The following is a 21,606-nucleotide window of genomic DNA, read 5'->3' as shown; positions in this document are numbered from 1 at the left end:
ATACGGGGTTCACTCGTTATAGATTAAACGTTTATGCATAAATGCGCCGTTTCGACAAGGCTAAACGAAAAGCCATCCGCCTTTAAACAACCGGGCTCAAGCAAGAAAGGCAATTTGAAATACAATTCAATTTTGTAGCCATTTTAACGCTACAAAATACAACTGCAACAGGAGCTGATTCAAGTTTTCAGGAAACCGCCCACGGCCTCGCGGCGCCCGGTGATCACCACCGTCGCCCCATTCTTCGCCAACAGCTCCGCCGTCGCCCGGCCAATGCCCGATGTCCCGCCAGTTACCAAGGCGACTTTTCCTGTGAGTGTGCTCATATGCTGATTTTCTGCTGATTATAATTCAAGGGACCCTCCCCTTAGCAGTTGGAGGGTCCCTCCTAAAATGGGATATATTTCCGATTCGCAACCTAGTCCTTCATGGTCCATTTGCCGTGCCAGCGAATGACCTGGCTGCCGTCGGGTTGCATGGAAATGAGTTTGCTGGTGCCCCCGCCTTCCATGCCTTCGTACTTGCCGGAACCGCTCATAAACCCCCATTCGGAGCCACCTTCAATGCCTCGCCACCAGATGTACATGACGTCGCCGTCTGGATCAACGGTATGCAGATAGCCTGCAGTTGTGAGCAAATTGCCGTCTGCATCCATCACAAGGGTGCCAACGGCTGTCTGGGAGCCAAGGTGGAAGGGAACTGTTTCGTCATCACAGACGACCACCGACTTGCTGGTTTGGATAACGGTCACGGTGCCGTCAGGATGGGTCGTGGACTCCGAGTCCGTGACGATGTAAGTCGCGCTGCCACCGGCCTCATACGCCTTCGCGGAGAGAACGGCCGGAGCAGTGAAAAGGGCCAGCAGTGAAATAGCGGCAATGGATTTTGAGAACAGGGACGATGTCTTCATGGATATTCCTGGATTGAAGGTTATTTGATGAGCACACAGATCGGCGGAGGAATTGGGTCTGCCCGCCAGATGGCGCTCAAAAATGCTCAGTATATTAGAAAACCTTGTCAACCGCATTAGCAGGGCACCTGCTCCAGTCCGTAGACAGTGACATTCACGGATGGGGCCATGAGCGCATGATCGAAGGGGCGTCCCGGGTCGGCAAAGCCGTTCAGTCGGAACAGGTCGCGACTGAAGGCGGAGACTTCCGCCTTAAAAAGTGGATAAGGTGCATGATGCACACGACCCATGAAAAGCGACTGGCTTTTTTTCCGATAGGAAAACAACAGGTAGCGCTCGACGAGAAAGTGTTCCAGTGAACCCGGATCCGCGTGGCCGATGGAATCCCCCGCAGCGTAAGCAAAGCTTTGCTGGGGCTGACCTCTCCGGGTGGAGTGGAGCTCGATCGGTTTGCCGGGTCGCGTCTGCGCCGACATTTCCGCATACACATAGGGCAACGAAAACACCGTCTGGGCAATCTTGACCGCTATGGCCTGGTTGGCATCCAGCGAATAGAACCAGACCCCCGGCCGCCCGTGCCGGTCATGCACGTAGGTTCTTAAGTTGAGCTCAAGGAAGTTGGATAGCCCGGGAACCGCCGGACAGAAACGGGGCCTCAACCCCTTCATGAAGAAAGGCACTACCCCGAGCCATGCCTTGTTGTCGTACGTGTCCACATACAGTCCTGGTGGGAGAGTGGCCTGGATTGTCTCCGGAGATACCGCCCAGTGCAGGAAAAGAAGATTGGCCCATTGCTGGAACATCACCGGTGAACGGTTCTCGGGCCTGCGCGTCAGGGCAACACGTCCGGCAAGGTCCGGTGCTTTGGGCACTGAGGCATGTGAGGAATCAGAGGACATACCTACAACTGTTAGCACCGTCCAACCGGATTTGCAATCAGGGTCCAGTGAGCACGCCCCCTCAACTTGCCCCATGTTACGTATCAGAAGAGTTGCACAGAGGGGGACTGTCAAAGCAGTTGGATTTTGTTCTTTTACCAGATATGACAATATACCCCAGCGCCATTCTATGTGACCTTGGAATAAAAACGAAGACGGACGAAGCATGAACAGGCCGGCACTGAAAACCCTGAGCAAAGTCCTTATTGGATCCATTTGTGCCGCGATGGCCATTCCGGCATCCCTGAAAGCCGAAAGCGAAAGCAAGGCGGATATCCTGAACGTGGCGGACTACGATGTCCTTCCCGACGGCGGGGATTGCACCCCTGCCCTGAGGAAAGCTCTCGAAAAATGCCGGGAATCGGGTGCCACGACATTGCTTTTCCCTGAAGGCCGATACGATTTCCATCCGGATCTTGCCGAGGAGATTTACCTGTACATCAGTAACAACGACGAGGGCCTGAAGCGGGTCGTCTTTCCGCTGGTCGGCTTTGAGAACCTGAAGATTGACGGACAGGGCTCTGAATTTGTGTTCCATGGCTTTATCAGCCCCTTCCTCGTCGAGGACTCCTCAAACATCACCCTCACAAACTTCTCGGTGGACTTTGACCGCCCCTTCCACAGCGAGGCCATCATCATTGGATGGGATGAGGATGGAATGGAAGTTGAGATCCCCCAGCAGTTCCCGTATGAAGTCCGCAACGGGCTCCTGACCTTTACCTCCGGCGAGAAAGAAACGGGACCGCTCACAACGGTGAGCAAGGGAACGGTTTACGGTAGTGGCCACATGCTGGAGTTTGACACCGAAAAACGTGAGACCGCCTATATGGCGCGGGATTACTATTTCAAGACGACTGCATCCTACCCGGTGAAGAAACTGGATGGCCGCAAGGTCCTCCTGCGAATTCCCAATCTTGTTGGAACGCCGGGAAACACACTCGTTTTCGGACCCAACCACCGGAAACATCCGGGATTTGTCCTGACCCGCAGCTCGGACATCACATTCGAGTCGGTGACAATCCACCATGCAGGTGGAATGGGCATCCTGGGGCAGCTCACCCACAATATTTCGATCAACAACTGCAAAGTCACTCCGTCGAACGGGCGCATGCTCAGCACGACGGCCGATGCGACCCACTTTGTGAACTGCACCGGCTACATCAAGCTGACCAACAACCTGTTTGAGAACCAGAAGGATGACGCGACAAACATCCATGGCATCTACGCTCAAGTCACAAGGAAAACCGCCCCGAACCAAATCCTCATCCAATTGAAACACCGCCAGCAGCACGGGTTCGACTTGCTTCGCCCGGGGACTGAGGTGGAGTTCGTGACAGGGAAGAGCCTCATCTCCTACGGGCGCGGTATCGTCAAGGAATTCAACCGGATCAACAAGGAGTACATGCAGGTCACCCTTGAAGAAGAGGCCCCGGCGGAGCTCGTACCGGGGGATGCCATCGCGACTATCCGGGATTATCCTGAAGTCACCATTGCGAACAATATCATCCGGAACAACCGGGCCCGCGGCATGCTGCTTAACTGCCGGGGAAAAACTGTCGTGGAAAACAATACCTTTCATACCCCGGGCGCAGCCATCCTTTTCGAGGGAGATGCCTTCTTCTGGTTTGAACAGGGCGGTGTGACGGATTGCGTGATCCGCAACAACATTTTTGAGAACTGCCTCTTCGGCGTTTGGGGCAAGGCTATCATCGACGTCAAGGCCGGCATCCATGAGCGCAAGGAGGAGAGCCGGTACAACCGGAACATCCGCATCGAGGACAATACCTTCCGCGTTTTTGATGATACGCCCCTTCTCAATGTTTACTGCGTGGACGGCCTGACATGGAAAAACAACACCGTGGAAAAGACGGACGCTTATTCACCGACCCCGCGCAAATTCGACGCCTTCAACGTGACATACAGTGACAACGTCTCTATTGATACAAAAAACCCATATTAACCCATCACAAAAAAATTATGAAAGCAAAACGCACCATCATTGCCCTCCTTACACTCACCCTTGCCACTGCATCCCTGTCGGCAAACAAGAATGACCTCAACCGGGACAAGAGCATCAGCTGGGACGAGTTTGAAATTCTGCATAAGGCGCGGGCCGCCGAGAACGGAAGGGAATACAAAGAGCAGCAGATCAAATGGCTTTTTGAAGACAAGGATAGCGACGGGGACGGTGTCCTCAGCTACAAGGAATTCGGGGCCCATCCGGTAGACCTCGACCAGGACAAGTCCATTTCCTATGAGGAATTTGCCGCCATGCACAAGAAACGCGCAGAGCGCAATGGCCGCACGGCCAAGGATGGCTGGATAAAGGGTGTCTTCGAAAAGAAGGACCTGAATGGCGACGGTTCCCTGTCCTACAAGGAACTGGCCAAACCCATCAAGTAAGGGACCGGGATATTCTGAAAACGCCAAAAAAACTCCTTTGTCTTTGGAGCTTTTCCATGACCTGCCTCACCGGCTCTTTTGCCGGTGAGGTGGCTACCCTTTCATTCAGCCCGGGTGATGAAGATGCTACCGAGGTTGTGCGTGAAGCACTTGAGGCGGTTGAGGCAAGCCACGTCGTTCTCATCTTTGAACCGGGTCGATACGAATTCGGCAGGGACAAGGCCTCCGAGCAATACCTGGCCATCACAAACCATGATAACGGACTGAAGCGTGTCATCTTTCCAATGGATCGCTTTGAATCCGTTAAGATTGAAGGCAACGGGGCTGAGTTTATCTTCCAAGGGCGCGTCCTGCCCTTTCTTTTCAAAGGATGCAAGCGGGTTGAAGTGTCCGGTTTGACCATCGACTGGGACGTCCCCCTCTATTTCCAGGCCACCGTCAAGCAGGTCAATTCCGATGCAGGATGGATCGACGTGGAGCCTTTCAAGGAAGGCTTTTCATGGTCGGTCCGCAGGGAGAGACTGCTTTTTCCCGATATTGAAGGCTTCTCCTATTCGCACATGGGCGAAACCCTTGCCTTTGACCCGGCTCACCGGCGCGTCGCTCACGGTGCATGGGACATGCACCTCGACTCTCCCCGGGTAGAGCAGCACCCTGATGGGCAGCTGAGAATACATGCGCGTTCAAGGCACTACCCCGACGAAGGAAACGTGATCGTTTCAAAGGGAAAGATGGGCGAGAACCGCTATGCCCCCGCGATTTACGGAGTTCGTTCAAGCAATATCCTGATCAAGGATGTGACCCTCCACCATGCTCCGGGAATGGGATTCCTTTTTGAACGCTGCGACACGGTCACCCTGTCTGACTGTGGCGCCTTTGTCCGGCCCGATTCCAACCGAATGGTTTCTCTCCTCGCCGACGCGACCCACTTCTGCAACTGCAAGGGAGAGGTCCTTATCGAGAACAGCCGCTTCCAGCACATGCTGGACGATGGCACGAATGTCCACGGGGCATACGTGGTCGTGGATGAAGTCCTCGATGACCACTCGGTGCGGGTAAAGCTGATGCACTTCCAGCAGGCAGGCTTCCACTTTGCCGATCCCGGGGACCAAGTCTGGCTGATCCATGCGCCCGATCCATCCCGCGGCCAGCTTAAGACCGTTAACCGCTTCAGACAACTTAATGAAACGTATTCGGTAATCACCTTTGAGGAACCCCTTGGGAAATCCCTGAAGGACGGGGACCTGCTCGAGAACAAGACATGGAATCCTTCCTTCACCATGCGGGGTTGCACCATCAAGGATCACCGTGCTCGAAGTGTTGTCCTGAAAACACCACTACCGGTCCTTATCGAGGACAACACCTTTTCTTCCATGATGTCGACGATCTTCCTCCGGGGAGAATCATGGTTCTGGTTTGAATCAGGAAGCGTCGAGGACGTGCTCATTCAGAACAACCGCTTTGAATACTGCGCATACAGCGGCATGGAACATGCCGTCCTCAGGGTCACCCCGAGATTGGGCCGGCAGTTTGATGCCTCCTCCACCTATGACCGGAATATTCGCTTTGTCGGTAACCAGGTCCATACCTTCGGTAACCGCATCGTCTGGGCAGAGCGCGTGGAGGGCTTGGAAATTCTTCAGAATACCATCATGCAGACCAATGAGGCGCCAGTCCTTCATCCCGGTTCCCCGATGATTGAGCTCACCTTCTGCCGCAATGCGCGGATCGAGAGCAATACCTACGAGGGCGAAAACACGCACACCCTATCCACTGACGAGACTTCGGCTGCTACCCTCACCTTGATCGATAACGACGGGTTCCCTCAGCACCCCTGACCACGCAGTCGCCTGGTGTTACGTATCATTGATCCTGATTGCTCCGACCTGTGCAGGCGGGAAGGATCTCGTATAGTTTCCATAACTACCCAATGAATTCCATTATGAATCCCCAAAGAATCACCCCATTATTATTGATCCTTTCCCTTCCTGCCAGCGGCCTCCTGGCCCAGGAAACTGAACAGAAGGAGGAGGAAGTTGTTGAACTCAGCCCTTTTGTTGTCAGCGCGGACTCAGAAGTCGGCTACGTGGCGACAGAGACCCTTTCGGGCACACGCATCCGCTCGAACCTGGGCGAAGTGGGTGCTTCGCTGGATGTCCTCACGAGCGAGCTCCTCGAGGACATTGGTGCGAATGACGCCACCGACGCGCTGGATTTATCCGGCAATGTGACGACTTGGGACAAGAGCGGCGACCAGGATGCCGTGCAGAACCAGATCTGGTTTTCCAATCCCTATAATTCGCGTGGCTTCCTGAGCACCTCCGTCCTTGCGGATTTCTTTGAACTGGGCGTGCAGCCGTTGGACTTTTACAGCTTCACACGCCTGACCATTGCCAAGGGCCCCAATGCCGTGCTGTATGGTATTGGCTCTCCTGGCGGCGTGCTGAGCCTCGAGAGAAAGAAGGCGCGCTTCGGGAAAGACACAGTTGAACTCCAGGTACAGACGGATTCGGAGGAAAGTTTCCGAAGCACACTGGATGTGAGCCGTGAAGTCATCGAGGACAAGTTGGCCTTCCGTACGGGGGCGTTGTATTTCGATAAAAAGGAATTTCTCGAGCCGGCGGGCCTGCTGAGAAAAGGTGTATTCGGAACCCTCACCTGGCGTCCGAGCCGAAAGACCAGCGCGACCCTTTTCCTTGAAAAGGGGAACGAGAAACGCATTTTCCGCTACGGTTGGGTAAGCTATGACTGGGTCACTCCATGGATTGAGGCGGGAAGGCCGACATATGCCAACGTGGGCGATCCCCTTGACGCCAGTCCGGGCACCGGCCTCGATCGTGACGGGAAGCTGACCGTCCACGTCCAGGGCCAACCGGAAATTGAGGCAACCACCTGGCGGGGTATGGCCCGCGGGGAGGCAAATGAAATCCCCGGACATCCCGATATCAATGAGACCCGTATAAAGTCCTACACGGAGGACAACGCCATCTACGATGTCGAAGGTCTCCAGTTGATGGGCGACGGGCTCAAGCGTGACCTTGAGTGGCAGGATTTCATGGTGAACCTCCAGCATCAAATCCTTCCAAACCTGAACATTGAGCTGGCCTACAACCGGAACTGGACAAAGCACCGCACGGTGCAGGCCTTCCCGGGAGGCCAACTCAGAATCGATCCCAACGAAGTGCTTCCCAATGGAGCTCCGAATCCGAATTTCCTTTCCACCTATATCGAAACCACCCGCACGGAGGTCGTGGGGGCCCAGAATACGGCTGATACCTACCGGGCCACGGTCACCTATGAGCTGGACCTTCGGGACCGGAAACTATTTGGGCGTATTCCTGTAGGCCGTCTTAACCTGGTGGGCATGATCGAGCGTCGCGATGTCCGTTCGCTTTTTGCCGGATTTCGACGGGTCAATACGACCCCCAGCCTCCTGGGTAACTTTCCTGGAGACTTTCCCAATGATTTGCGCGACTGGTCCAACAAGCTCTCCACCAGAGCCTACATTCGGACCGATTTAACACCGGACGGGGCTTTCGCTATACCCTACTACCAGTCCAACTTCGATCTGATCGACGATCCCGGGGTCACCTCGGGCTGGATACGGCACACCTCTCCAAGAGATATTGATGAAGTTCGTGAAACCTATCTTCTGGCGGCTCAGTACTTCACCTGGCAGGCCCGGGAAGGGTATGAACGCCTGATCCTCACCGCCGGAATCCGCGATGACAAGTCGTCATCCCGCCGCACAACGTTTCCATTTGTTGATGGGAACATATACGCGGGAGAAAACTTCCGGGGGTCCCCATGGGATGTTGGTGACAAAATCCTCTACGACGGAACATTCAATTACGGAACCAAGGATCCCAAGGAAGTGACGGACGAGGACCCGACATCGACCTATTCCGTCGTCTTCAGGCTAAACCGGAACTGGATGGTCTTCTACAATTTTTCGGATGTCTTGATTTCCTCATCCGCCCTCTTCAAGGACATCTATGGAAATGCACCTCCGCCCACCCTTGGTGAAACCCATGATTTTGGCATTCGTGCCAACCTGCTGAATGATAAACTCAACGCATCCCTGACCTTCTTTGAGACATCAGCCGTCAACCAGCGCGAAAGCAATATTCGCGGACAGATGACGAACTGGATCAACGACATGTGGGATATAGTGGATCCATCCTTGATCATTGAGGAAGAACGCTGGGTCACCTTCCGTGACGACCAGTCAGAGGGATTGGAATTCAGCCTCGTCGGTAACCCGCTGCCGGGTTGGAACCTCCGCTTGATCGTAAGCAGGATCGAAACAACCATTGATTCACGTCTGCCCGTGACAGATCGGTATATCGCCCAATACCTTCCAACCTGGGAGGCGAATCGTGATGCGCCGCTTGATGACTCGGTGAGTTTCTCGGAATACCAAACCGTTGGCGATGCCATCGACCGCTTGCAGGCCTACGTAACAGACATCCACGCAACCGAGGGCATTGCCCCGCGTGTCCAACGGGAATGGAAGGTCATCCTGAATTCGGTTTACACCGTCCGCGAAGGCCCGCTGAAGCGCTTGGCGATCGGGGGCGGATTCCGCTGGCAGGATGAGGACGTGCTTGGCTTCGCCATTGACGAGAATGACATTCTGGATCCCAACCGCCCCTTCCGGGGCGAGGAGATTTTCGTCATGAATGCCATGCTCCGCTACCCGATTTTCCTTGGTTCCAAGACACTGGTCCTGCAGCTGAATGTGGACAACCTGCTTGACGACCGTGGGACCTTCCCTCGCCGGGCAATCGACGATTTGTCGGGGAATCCTTACTTCACCGCCCAGCAGATGAAAGCCCCCCGCTCCTTCACCCTGATGGCCACCCTCCGCTGGTAATTTGGATCGTCGAAAGGAAGTCGCCGGAATGCAGCATGCAGAGAAAACTGTCCGAACTCTACCAGACCAGGACAACCTGGCCTCTATGAGTGTCGAGCAGTTCGGGGTTGTCCCTGATGGGACCGACGCGACGCCGGGAGTGTTGGCAGCATTGCAATATTGCCAGACCCACAATGTTTCCTGTCTCGTTTTCCCCAATGGAAGGTATGATTTTTTTCCGGATTTCGCGAAGGACCTCTACCTTTACCTGTGCAATAACGATGCAGGATTGAAACGGATCGTCTTTCCGTTGATCGACTTTGAGGAGTTCACCATTGACGGACAAGGATCGGAATTTGTCTTCCACGGCCTGATCAACCCGTTTTTTGTATCCAAATCCTCATCCATCACCCTGAAGGAGTTTTCTGTCGATTTTGAACGGAGCTTCCACAGTGAGGGCCGAATACTCAGCGTCGACGATGAAGGAATGGACCTGCACATTCCGGAGCATTTCCCGTACAAAATCTGCGGCGGTCTGCTTCGATTTGTCGGGAATGATTCAGCCGTTGAATCTTCTAATTCCGCAGCAAGCAGGCTTGTCTACGGCAGTAATCATCTCCTCGAGTTTGATACCACTGAGCGGAAGACTGCATTCATGGCCAAGGATTACTATTTCAACGGAACGGCCTCCTACCCTGCCAGGGAAATTGGGAAACGGACTATACGCTTATCGATCAAGGGCCTCACGGGTAAACCAGGAAACACCTTGGTTTTCGGCCCCAATCACCGGAATTATCCTGCCTTCGTTTTAAATGAGAGCAGGGACATATGCGTGGAATCCATTACGATTCATCATGCCGGTGGAATGGGAATTTTGGCCCAACTTTGTCACAACGTCCACATCGACAAGTGTCGGGTGACGCCTTCCAAGGGTCGTATTCTCAGCACGACGGCTGATGCAACACACTTTGCAAATTGCACAGGTCTCCTGAGCCTTACCGACAACCTGTTTGAGAACCAGGGAGATGATGCGACCAATATTCACGGGGTCTACGTCCAGATCGCCCGAATGATCAGTTCACATGAACTTCTCGTAAGGCTGGTTCATCCCCAGCAGATTGGATTTGATTTCATCCACGAAGGGTTGGAAATCGAATTTGTTGATGGAAGAAGCCTCCAGACAATTGGTGAAGGGAAAGTCATTCGCAAAAAGCCGCTAAACAAGGAATTCACCCAAATTGTCCTCGAAAAGCCCATCCCAGAGGGATTGACAGTTGGCGACGCCATCGCCGCCAACCGGGATTATCCCGAGGTAAGGATCAGCGGGAACACGATTCGCAACAACCGGGCAAGAGGCATGCTCCTGAATTGCCGGGGCAAGACGCGTGTAGAAAATAACTATTTCCACACTCCCGGGGCAGCGATCCTCTTTGAAGGGGATGCCTCCTACTGGTTTGAGCAGGGTGGAGTGAGCGACTGTGTAATTCAGGGAAACACTTTCGACAACTGCCTCTTTGGTGTCTGGGGAAAGGGAGTCATAGACGTTCAGGCAGGTATCCATGAAAAACGGGAGTCCTCACGCTATAACCGGAACATAGTAATCAAGGATAACCGGTTTATCCGCGGCAACCAATCCCCGCTCCTTCATGCCTTCTGCGTGGACAATCTCCAGTGGCGGGACAATCAAATTGAAGCATCCCGAATTGATAATCCGGAAAGCCCGTTTATAATTTCATTCTGCAGCAACGTGTCCATAAAAGATGAGCTATATTGCGAAACTGACCCCTTGCCGAATTTAAATACCTAACCCTTCCCCCCCTGAACCTTTTATGATGTATCGCATCTTGACTTTTATAGTCTCAATTGCCGCGGCCGAACTTGGAGCCCAGACCGTTGTTGCCAGCTATGGCAGCGATTTTAACACCACCGGGGCCCCGACAGCAGGCTGGAGTTACCTCTGGAACGCTCCTGACGGCTGGGGAATTGGCGTTACGGGTGACCAGGCCAGCGGCTTCATAGGGGCACCCGCTTCCTATGTCCCCCTGATTCTTGCCAGTCCATCCTACACAGCGGATGGCGACCTTGTGGGCGGAAACAATCCTCCATCGGGATTTATGCGTCTCTCCTCTGGAGGGGGGCATCCCGGCGTGTCGGTGGGCGGTTCGAACATGAGGGACCGCTATGCCATCGCCGCGTACACAGTTCCCTCAAGCGGCCACTACGCCATCGCGAACAGCTTCATCACAATGTCGAACTCGAGCAGCAACGGCGTGGAAGTGCTCGTCTTTCCAGGCATTTCAGAGGCCGTCCTCCGACATGTTTCTGATCCTTTTTCCACCACGTCCTTTGACACCGAAATCGGCTACCTCGATGCGGGACAGACCATTTACGTCGCCTTTGGACCCAATGGGTCGGCCACATCAGATTCTTTCTCGATGGATTTTGATATTGTCCGTACGGACCGGCTTTCCTTCCGAGACCAGTTTCTGAATGGACTAGCTTCGGGAGCGGATGTTATCACGATCACTCCGGGTCGCTATTACGCCAACCCGTCCTCCACCTACGTGTATAGGGGCAACTTCAATCCCCCGACACCGGTAACCGTCATTGCTGACGGCGTTGAACTGATCAACCAGTCCGACAACCGAACGATCAGCCTTGTCAACTGTAACAACCTCACCCTTCGTGGCCTCTCCATTGACTATGACCCGCAACTCTACCGTCAAGGAACCGTAGAGAGCAGAAATTACTCCACCGGCACCTTTGAGCTCCGGCTCCACGAGGGGTATCCACAGACCCTCTCTACCACCGCAACCAGTGGCATTACCTACGAGCCGTCGAATCTGACGATGAAGCAGATGACGAATACCATCTATCCAAATGGTAATGTCACTGAAATCGAACCGGGCCTTTATCAGGTCAACGCCAATTTCAGCAACATGGATGTCGGAGATTTCGTTTCCCTGACGGTATCAGCAGGTATTCCGCACGGGATTTATCTGGAAAATTGTACAGGTGTTCGCCTTGAAGATATCGAGATCCATGGCGCGCCGGCATTCGCTGTACTGAGCGTAAACGGATTTCAAATCAGCCTCGAAAATGTCCAGATCACTCCGGGGGCGACTCCCTTGCGTGCCTCGATCCCTCGATTACTTTCCAGCAATGCGGACGGCCTGCACTTCAAGCACTCATACGGCGAGATCAACATTAACAACAGCCACACAGCGTACACCGGTGACGACGGCATTATCCTCACGACCGCCTACGCTCCCATCCTCGAGAAAAACGCCGCGAATGCCATTACGGTCGCCACAAAATCTTCGAGCGAAACTGTCGAAGTGGGTGACGAATTATATATTTATGATCCGGTCGCGGGAACAAGGGAAAGCGCCATCATCCAGACGGTATCGCCAGTCGCTATGAGCGAAACCGCTATTCGCGCAGAAATCAGCATTTTGTTCCCTGACGCAAACCTGACAAACTCGACTTTTGAGCAAGCCTTCCTCCTTACCCTTGATACCAACGTGACCACCGGTACGGGTGGTATAGTGGCCAACCGGTCAGGCGACAGCTCCGGTTCGGTCATATCGAATTGCACAATCGATAACACCCGCGCAAGGGGCATCCTCATTAAGGCTTCCAATGTAGTCGTCCGTAACAATTCCGTCTACAATTCCTTCCTGCCCGGCATCCAGGTTCGCCCGGACGCCTTTTACTGGATGGAAGGAGACTTTGCCCATAATGTGATCATCGAGGACAATGAGCTCACGCGCTGTTCCATTGCGAGAAGCAATGGGTACACTCCAATCTATGTCAGTGCGAGGGGCTTTAACAACTGGACGCCCGGAACCGGACACTCCAACCTCACCATCCGGCGCAACAAGATCACAACCCCTGCCAGTGGCGGCATATTGATCGAGTATGCAGACGATGTGAAACTTCGGAGCAACACCACTACCAATTCACATAATTTCACGAGCGCCTCCCCTTTCTATGATTCGGTCATCCGTCTTGAGCGGGTCAACAACGTGAGCATCTACGGGGTGAACCTTGTCTCCGGTATCAATGAGGCCAATGCCAACATGTCCGCCCTTATCGATACGGGACCGCAAGTGACCAACCTCAATGTTGTCGCCGGCCTGTTGCTTGATCAGGACACAGATCAGTTGCCGGACGATTGGGAAATCGATAACTTCGGATTTACATCCGTCGTGGATGCAAATGATGATACGGATGGCGACGGCCTTACGGAAGCGGAAGAATTTATCGCTGTGCTGAATCCTCTGCAGCAGGATTTCTTTCAAGCCAAAATCGGGATGTCCGGCGGACTCCACCTCAACTGGACGCCGAAAGCGAATCGCTTTGTTACTGTATATCAGAACGAAACCCTGGACACTTCCTTTTCCATCCTCGAACAGGATATCCCCGCAGAAGACGGAACATTCGATTTACCACCCTTGGTTGAGGGCAGCATCTTCTACAGGATCGCAATCACCGAATAAACCGAACACACGGAGACACCCCTATTAAACCCCACACAACACACGTCACCTCGCCGGAGGACAAGGTCCCCTTCTGGCGCAAGGCCGGATACGGCACTGGAATGCTGGGGTACGCCCTTTTGATCCAGGTCTACATGCAATTCTACAACCCGGTCTTTAACGATACACTTGGGCTGAGTCCGGTGCTGATTGCCTGGATCATTTCCGCTTCGCGTATTTGGGATTCCATTACTGATCCCTTGATGGGCAACCTCTCCGACAATACATTCTCCAAATGGGGGCGACGCCGGCCCTGGATTGCCCTTGGTGCCCTGCTCTGCGCCTTGAGCTTCATCGCCATCTGGTGGTTCCCGCGTGGCATGGATCCGTCATTCTACTTCTGGTGGCTCCTGATCTTCTCCCTTGTCTTTTACCTCGCCTTCACGGTCTTTTCCGTTCCCTACATCGCTCTCGGGATGGAGCTGTCACCCGATTATCACGAACGCACCAGTGTGATGACCACCCGGACGGTGATTGAACAATTCGGCTTCTTCATCGTTTCCAGCCTCTTCTTCCTCACTAGCCTTGAGGTCTTTTCCGACCGTGCCGAGGGCATGCGCTATAACAGCCTCTGGGTGGGCCTTGTTATCTTTTTCGTCATCATGGCCCCGGCCGTCTTCGCCCGCGAACATCCGTCCTTTCTTGTTGCGCGCAACAAGGATACCGAGGCAAAGGGCAAGCGGCTCAAGGTTCCCCTTGTTACCAGCGTTAAGGAAACCCTTTCCTGCTGGCCCTTCCTCAATCTCGCACTGATTACCGTCATCAGCTATCTCGGCGTCATCACCGTAGGATCACTCGGTTACTACGTTACCGTGTACCACCTCTTCGCCGGGGATAAGACCGTGGCCTCCGGAACAGTGCTGACCCTTGTCGGCTACTGCATCCCGATCTCGGCCATGATCGGGCTACCGCTGATGAACAGCCTTTCCCACAGAATCGGCAAACGCAACGCCCTCATTGTCGCCTTCGGCCTCACCATCATTGGGGCCGCCCTGCGCTGGCACTTGTATACCCCCGAGAATCCATACCTTTCCATGATTCCGACCATCCTCTTTGGAGTCGGAACGGCCGGGGCCTACCTCTTTATCAACGCCATGATTCCGGAAGCCGTCGATGCCGATGAATTGCGGACCGGCGAACGCCGGGAAGGCATGTTCAGCGCGGTCTATGGATGGACCTACAAACTCGGTGCCGCCCTCGCCATCCTCCTCTCCGGTTATGTCCTCCAATGGACCGGCTTTGATACCGCGCTCGGCGGTGACCAGGCCCCCGAGACCATCTACTGGTTGCGCGTCAGCTTCGCATGGATCTGTGCCATCGCCATGCTTGTCACAACCCTCCTCGCATTCACCTATCCGATCACCGAGAAAAAGGCTTACGAGATCCGACAGCAATTGGCCGAAGCGCGCAAGAATAGGCAACCGTCCTAAGGGCCGCCAATCCGCAAGCCTTCTGCACTGTCCGCTACCCGTTCCATCAGCAGCAGATGCCCGCTCTAAATGTTACGTATCAGACTGTCACGCCTATTGCCCTTTGTCTTTTTCCAGAGCGACCTTTGAATGAGAATCTGTTCAATCAATACACAACCTTATTAATGTAACATCCCATGAAATATCTATCCCTAATCACAACCTCTTGCCTTGTGCTTCTGGCATTCCAAACCTCCCAGGCCGTAGACTATTCCTGGGACAACGGTGAACCCGGCTCCAATGTGTGGGGTGATGCCGCAAACTGGAATCCCGACGGCGTTCCTACGACCAGCGCCGATACGGCCGGCTTCTTTGGCGGCTCAGACCTCGCGATCAACCTCGTTGCCGGAAGCTATACAATTAGCAAATACACTGACGGCTTCGGCGGTGAAGGATTTGTGCATACAATCTACGCCAACGCCGGTGGCAGCCTGACAATTGATGTCAATAACGCCGGAAACGCAGATGGCATCGTAAACGCCACCGGCAGTACCGGCGGCACACTCCGGTTCAATAACATCAATCTCAACGTCAGCAACTCGCTTGGCGGCATCACCTATTTCAAGAATAACAATGCCGCTGGCAATGTCATGCTCTTTGATACGACCAGCAATTTGACCGTAAACACCCTTGTCCAGATAGAGCAGGCCGCTGGCGGTGCATATCAACTGAATGGCATCCTGCAACCCAGTTTGGCGGCCATTCGAATCGCCTCGTCAAACGTTTCCTTCGGAGTTGGCCACAACAGCTCGACTTTCGGGCAGGATTTTGTTCTTCTTGGTGCCGCCAAGGTCGCTGTCGACGGCGGTACCGTTCTGAATTCGGGCCGGAAATTCCAAGTCAACACGAGCACTGCCGAACTGGAGCTGAATGCCGCCGACGCAATAAACGGCGCAAACATCAGTATCAGCGGCACCAATAACTTCCTCGTCGATGTAAATGCATCCCAGACAAACATGGGTGACATCGTTGATATTGGCGGAACGCTGACCATCGATCTGGCTCCCTCTGTCGGTGACCTCGCTTTCAACAACAGCTCATCCCACGAGGCAGCATGGGCCGGCGGTTCCGTTTCAATCGTGAACTTCCGTAACAAGGTCATCCGCTTCGGAACCGATGCCACGGGGCTCACTGCAGCCCAATTGGCTGCGTTCGGTGCAGGCTTCTTCCTCGATGCCGATGGCTTTTTGCAGAACAATTCATTCCCTGACCCCGTTGTCATCACCGTTTCCCTTGAAAAGAGCACCGATTTGATCAATTGGGAACCAGCCGATGAGGGTGACTTTCTGGTCTATCCCGGGGAAGAGCTGTTTTTCCGGGCACGGTTTGAGTAATCGGTAAATTCAACCTGTTATCCTCAGGAAAGGCGCCCACCCCTTTCCTGAGGGATAACATGAATCTTGACCCCCTTCCTCGTCACGAATTTTCCGGGTTTTATTCCCGGTCAAGGTAATGCTTCTCCGGCTGGAAACTTTCTTCAGAAACCGCCTTGCCGGAGTGCCCATTTATATCCGCCGAATGCTACGTAACATACAATTCCGCAGATCGCCCTTCTCTTTGCCTATCTTTGGACTTGAGTGGAAATCGAGTCACAAAGAAACCAATCCAAAGCTCCTAGCAAATCATGAATAGAATAACCCTTATCACAACCTCATCCATCCTTCTTTTGGCCTTCCAAACCTCCCATGCCTTAAGCTATTCCTGGGACAATGGTGAACCCAGCTCCAACGTGTGGGGCGATGCCGCAAACTGGAATCCCGACGGAGTTCCCACGACCAATGGGGATACAGCCGGTTTCTTCGGCGGTTCAGACCTGGCGATCAACCTTGTTGACGGCAATTACACGATCAACAAATACACTGATGGCTTTGGCGGTGCAGGGTTTGTTCATACATTGTACGCTAGCGCCGGTGGTAGCTTGACCGTCGACATCAATACCGCTGCCAACGCCGATGGCCTCGTAAACGCAACCGGCACTTCCGGCAGCACGCTTCGGTTCAATAACATCAACCTCACCGTGAATAACACTCTCGGTGGCATCACCTATTTCAAGAATAACAATTCCGCTGGCAATATCATGCTTTTTGATACGACCAGCAGGCTGACCGTAAACTCCCTTGTACAGATAGAGCAGGCTGCTGGCGGCGAATATCAACTGAATGGTATCCTGCAACCCAGTTTGGCGGCCATTCGAATCAACTCGTCGAACGTTTCCTTCGGGGTTGGGCACAACAGTTCAAATTTCGGACAGGATTTTGTTCTTCTTGGTGCCGCCAAAGTCGCCGTTGACGGAGGTACTGTCCTGAATACGGGGCGGAAATTCCAGGTCAACACGAGTAATGCCGAACTGGAGCTGAATGCCGCCGACGCCGTAAACGATGCAAACATTGTTGTCTCCGGCACCAATGCTTTCCTGGTCGATGTGAACGCAGACCAGAATAACATGGGAGACCTCATCGACATCGGGGGAACGCTGACCATCGATTTGGATCCTTCCGTCACCCTGCTCGCCTTCGATGACAGTTCCGCCTTTGAGTCGAATTGGGCTGGCGGCACTATCGCCATTACCGGCTTCCAGGAAGGGGTCATTCGCTTTGGAACAGATGCAAACGGACTGACTTTAAATCAACTTACAGCCATCGACGGCGGCGCATACTCCCTTGATAGCAGTGGCTTCCTGACAGCCGTTCCGGAGCCCTCCACCTTTGCCCTGCTGGCAGGAGGATTGGCCCTTGGCTTCATTATGGTGCGCCGCAAGCGCCGCTAAAACAATTGCTGCTTCCAGCTAAGTCCTTATTCAGGTTGACTGTCTTAACACTCAACAGGGCCAATCTATGTCTAATCTTCTAAAATCGTTACTTCCCTGCCTGCTGGCAACCGTATCCCTGCAAGCCGACCAGCCAAATGTTGTGCTGATCATGGCCGATGACATTGGAACGGGATGGTTTCCCTTCCATGCGGACCGCCTGCAGGTGAACGATCTCGAGCCGGAAATCCTCGCTTCCTACGCGGAAAAGCGGGGCCATCTGGGAGAAGTCGATCCGATCGAGCACATCAAGGCGGCGCGTAACTGCATGCCGTTCCTGGACAAGTTGGCCGATGAAGGGATCATCTTTGACAACTGTTTTTCCACAGCCTCCCTGTGCGCTCCGAGCCGGGCGGGATTATTGACCGGCACCTTCCAACAGGAATGGGGCGCTTACTGGAACCGGGATGTTGACGACTATGGCATACCAGCTGACCGGGTCGTCATGGCGGAGCCCCTGAAGGCGGCAGGGTACACCACAGCGATGATCGGGAAATGGCATGTCGCGAAGAAGGACCCTACACTCATCGAAAAGGCCTGGACCGAAGAACTGGGCGAATCCCTGCCGATTCCTCAATTCTACAAAGGCCGCTGGCCAGAATTGAGGAACATTCTTAAAGGATCAGGATACCAGAGCTCCTCCTTTCCCGGGCAACATCCCCTGGACAGGGGATTTGATTATTACTACGGCTTCAACAGCCACGACAGCAAGTATTTCGAGGCGGAGGAACTTTGGGAAAACCATGAGCGCGTACCGCCCCGTCCGCCCGGGGAGTTTTTGACCGATTTGCTGAGCGACAAGGCCACGCAATTCATCGATTCGGCCATGAAGGAGGACAAGCCCTTCTTCCTCTATTACGCCCCCATGACCCTCCACGGCGGGATTGTTCCCCCTCCAAAGCACTACAGCGAAAAGTTTGATACGGGAAACCGGTTCACTGACGAGTATGCCGGCCACATGCTGGCCATGGATGAGGGCATCCGCCAAATCTTCGCTGCCCTTGAGGCAAATGGCGAATTGGAGAACACCCTGTTCCTCTTCACGACCGACAATGGGTGCACGTTGTATGACGTGCCGCCCTACAATGCACCGAACCGTGGAGGCAAAGGGACCGGATGGTTTGGCGGATTGAATGTTCCGCTCGTTATCTGGGGAAAAAGCATCAAACAGACCGGCATCACTGAGGAGATTATCAGCCTGGCCGACTTGATGCCGACCATCCTCGACCATGCGGACGTTGCCATACCCGATGGCATAAGCGGCAAAAGCTTTATCCCTTACCTTACTGGTGAAGAGGAGGAAGGTCCACGCGATTTCCTCAACTCCGTAAGCATCCAGTCTTCACGCTGGTCATACTACTACGAAGGAAATGGTGAAAACAATACGCGCGACGGCATAAAGGCTCCCTTGTACGCCTGGCATTTTGACGGGACGCACCTCTTCATGCGCGTCACCCCCACCCGGGCCGGCTTGTATGAAAGCCTCCCGGACGGCCTTCCCGCCCAAGTTATGCTTTACGACACCAGTATGGACCGGCAGCAACGCTACAATGTGGCGGCCAAGCATTGGGACAAGGTTGAGGCAATGGACGAAGTCATGCGCGAATGGCTTGCCGGATTAAAGGAACCTGTCACCAGCCAACAGGATGATTATCACATGCTGTTGACCAAGGTTGAGAAAGAGCCCTTTATCCCCGAATCCGGAAGCAGCGGACCGGATAAATCAGTCCGCTAGTCCGACGTTCCGGACTTCGTCGTGATTCCAATTAGCGGGCTGGGTGAAGAAGCGAAAAACTATGAAAGCCAGCCTCAATAGCTTGATGGTATTTACAGCGTGCCTCCCCTTCCAAGCCACCGCGGCCACGGTGAATTGGGATCTGGCTGACTGGGGAATTTCCGAATCGGGATTCGACAGCGCCATCACAGCTGCGCATGACCATTTTTTGACTACACCGGATGACACGATCATCATTCACATACCTGCGGGAACCTATGACATTACCGGGGCTGATGGAAGAAGCATTGATCTTAGAAACGGCTACCTCCTTGGCCCTGCAGACGAAGGTCGGCTAATCTTTCAGGGTGCGGGAATGGAGGAGACCGTGCTGGTTTTCTCCGACACTGACACTACTCAGATTTACGGTAGAAACTTGGCGCACGTCACCTTCCGCGACATGCATATGACGCGGGCCCAGTATACAGTCAGCCAAGGCACGGTCGTGGCAGTGAACTTGGATGCGAACCCTGATTACATCGATCTGGAAATCCATGACGGCTTCCCCATGCCGGATGAGATTGTTCGCTGGTCGGCTCCGCAGGGATTGTATTTGCGCCGCTACACGGCCAGTAAGACAGACCCGCTCGTTATTACCGACGGAAAGAATGAACAAGTGAGATGGTCGGAAACCGATTCATACGCATTGTCCACGAGCCCTGAGGGAATTGTGACCTGGCGCATGGTCAGAGCCTTTGCAGGTGAATTTACCAATTATGAAATTGGCGAATACGTTGCCATCAAATCCAAGCACACCGGAAACACTTTCTGGTTCAGTGATTCGGATGACATTATATTTGAAAACATGAAGTGGACACATTCGACCCGCGGTGTTTTTCGCCAAGGAACCAGTAATGTGCGCTTTACCGGTTGCCGTTTCGAACGTTCACCGCCCATCAACGGGCAAACGCCCTGTCTGTCATCCCCCGCGGGAGGCCCACAAATGGGCCAGCCTTCACCTGATGCGGTGTCCACGAACATGGTAGTTGAAAATTGCTACATCGAATCGACCGGGGATGATTGTGTGGCCTTCTTCAATGTGAATGGCGGTGTTGTTAGAAACTGTGTCTTCCGCGACAGCTTTGCGCGGGGCATCCTGATGACAGAAGAGGCCAGCAATATTCGCTTTGAGGGAAACGTCATTGTTTCACGCGGCCCCATCGAAGGGGCTGGTGATGCTGGTGCAGAGGCGATTGCCCCTGCCCAACCGATCGGGCTTTCGCTGGTCGATGGCTCCGGTACCTGCCGGCTGAGCTGGGATGCAAACACAGAGCCAGACCTGCATTTCTACCAGATCTACCGGCAGCTGAATGGAGTCTGGTGGGAGTATGCCATCACAACGGATACAGTTTATAACGACCTCTGGGCACTGGACGGAATCATCCACAGCTATTACATCGAATCGGTGGATTTTTCAGGAAATCATTCAGTTGCCTCGGAAATCGTTTCAGAGCCCCCCGACTATGCGATCTGGATCAAGGGACATGGAGTGACCAGCCAGGATGCTCTTGAAACTGCCGATCTGGAACCTGATGGCTTCAGCAATTTCATGGAATATGCGCTGGGGGGTGATCCCACCATTCGGGATGCCTCAGTTATCCAACCTGCCTTCAAGATGACTGCTGAATCAGGTTCTGTTTATTTGGAATATGTTTACCGGCGTCGTCGAGATCATGTCTCTCGAGGGATCAACTATCGGGTGGAGGCGACTGAAGCCTTACTCCTCGAGGGCTGGGACACCGATCGCGTCAAAGAAACTGGCAGCGAGACTATCGGTGATGGGCTCTTCGAGAAGGTGACGAACCGTCTTTCAGTGGGTGAATCTTCGGCGCAGTTCATGAGGTTGCGCATCGGTCAGTGACGGCTACTTGTCCAGAAATTGTATCATCAACTGGAAGCGGGAGCGGAAC

General features: G+C 53.9%; 14 protein-coding genes. 11 read left to right on the top strand and 3 right to left on the bottom strand.

What is annotated here, in order from left to right:
- Positions 1–179 precede the first annotated feature (179 nt).
- The 3 genes from G0Q06_RS03795 to G0Q06_RS03785 all read right to left on the bottom strand — a co-directional run bounded on the left by G0Q06_RS03795 (position 180) and on the right by G0Q06_RS03785 (position 1,809).
- Positions 180–326: an SDR family NAD(P)-dependent oxidoreductase gene (locus G0Q06_RS03795; protein ID WP_163962612.1), complete on the bottom strand. Its 147-nt coding sequence runs from the start codon at positions 324–326 to the stop codon at positions 180–182.
- Positions 327–418: 92 nt separating this feature from the next.
- Entirely contained in the window at positions 419–910 is a 492-nt protein-coding gene (locus G0Q06_RS03790) for a hypothetical protein (protein WP_163962610.1), read from the bottom strand.
- 116 nt (positions 911–1,026) lie between these two features.
- A complete protein-coding gene (locus G0Q06_RS03785) occupies positions 1,027–1,809 on the bottom strand; it encodes a YqjF family protein (protein ID WP_163962609.1) in 783 nt (260 codons plus the stop codon).
- Between the two features lie 205 nt (positions 1,810–2,014).
- Between G0Q06_RS03785 and G0Q06_RS03780 the strand changes: the two genes are divergently transcribed.
- The 11 genes from G0Q06_RS03780 (at position 2,015) to G0Q06_RS03730 (ending at position 21,557) form a co-directional block, all read left to right on the top strand.
- Positions 2,015–3,808, top strand: coding sequence for a right-handed parallel beta-helix repeat-containing protein (locus G0Q06_RS03780; protein ID WP_163962607.1), 1,794 nt, complete (start codon positions 2,015–2,017; stop codon positions 3,806–3,808).
- Between the two features lie 17 nt (positions 3,809–3,825).
- Positions 3,826–4,251, top strand: coding sequence for an EF-hand domain-containing protein (locus G0Q06_RS03775; protein WP_163963320.1), 426 nt, complete (start codon positions 3,826–3,828; stop codon positions 4,249–4,251).
- Between the two features lie 56 nt (positions 4,252–4,307).
- Positions 4,308–6,089: an alpha-1,3-galactosidase-related protein gene (locus G0Q06_RS03770; protein WP_163962605.1), complete on the top strand. Its 1,782-nt coding sequence runs from the start codon at positions 4,308–4,310 to the stop codon at positions 6,087–6,089.
- Positions 6,090–6,193: 104 nt separating this feature from the next.
- Positions 6,194–9,127: a TonB-dependent siderophore receptor gene (locus tag G0Q06_RS03765; protein WP_163962603.1), complete on the top strand. Its 2,934-nt coding sequence runs from the start codon at positions 6,194–6,196 to the stop codon at positions 9,125–9,127.
- 85 nt (positions 9,128–9,212) lie between these two features.
- Positions 9,213–10,913 carry a right-handed parallel beta-helix repeat-containing protein gene (locus tag G0Q06_RS03760; RefSeq protein ID WP_163962601.1) on the top strand — a complete coding sequence of 567 codons (1,701 nt, stop codon included), beginning with the start codon at positions 9,213–9,215 and terminating at the stop codon, positions 10,911–10,913.
- A gap of 22 nt (positions 10,914–10,935) precedes the next feature.
- On the top strand, positions 10,936–13,608 hold the full coding sequence (locus tag G0Q06_RS03755; RefSeq protein ID WP_163962599.1) for a right-handed parallel beta-helix repeat-containing protein: 2,673 nt from the start codon (positions 10,936–10,938) through the stop codon (positions 13,606–13,608).
- Positions 13,605–15,077 carry an MFS transporter gene (locus G0Q06_RS03750; RefSeq protein WP_338045112.1) on the top strand — a complete coding sequence of 491 codons (1,473 nt, stop codon included), beginning with the start codon at positions 13,605–13,607 and terminating at the stop codon, positions 15,075–15,077. The genes G0Q06_RS03755 and G0Q06_RS03750 overlap by 4 nt, the downstream gene beginning before the upstream one ends.
- 176 nt (positions 15,078–15,253) lie before the next feature.
- Positions 15,254–16,450, top strand: coding sequence for an autotransporter outer membrane beta-barrel domain-containing protein (locus tag G0Q06_RS03745; RefSeq protein WP_163962595.1), 1,197 nt, complete (start codon positions 15,254–15,256; stop codon positions 16,448–16,450).
- Between the two features lie 290 nt (positions 16,451–16,740).
- Positions 16,741–17,883 carry a PEP-CTERM sorting domain-containing protein gene (locus tag G0Q06_RS03740; RefSeq protein WP_163962593.1) on the top strand — a complete coding sequence of 381 codons (1,143 nt, stop codon included), beginning with the start codon at positions 16,741–16,743 and terminating at the stop codon, positions 17,881–17,883.
- Positions 17,884–17,950: 67 nt separating this feature from the next.
- The gene (locus G0Q06_RS03735) at positions 17,951–19,657 is read left to right on the top strand and encodes a sulfatase family protein (protein ID WP_163962590.1); all 1,707 of its coding nucleotides are present in this window, start codon (positions 17,951–17,953) and stop codon (positions 19,655–19,657) included.
- Between the two features lie 61 nt (positions 19,658–19,718).
- Positions 19,719–21,557 (top strand): right-handed parallel beta-helix repeat-containing protein, encoded by a 1,839-nt coding sequence (locus tag G0Q06_RS03730; RefSeq protein ID WP_163962588.1) that lies wholly within the window; start codon positions 19,719–19,721, stop codon positions 21,555–21,557.
- Positions 21,558–21,606: the final 49 nt, after the last annotated feature.

The sequence above is a fragment of the Oceanipulchritudo coccoides genome, from assembly GCF_010500615.1.
GTDB classification, from domain to species: Bacteria; Verrucomicrobiota; Verrucomicrobiia; order Opitutales; family Oceanipulchritudinaceae; genus Oceanipulchritudo; species Oceanipulchritudo coccoides.
Note: the sequence above shows the minus strand (reverse complement) of the source record. Positions and strands in the feature narration are given on the sequence as shown.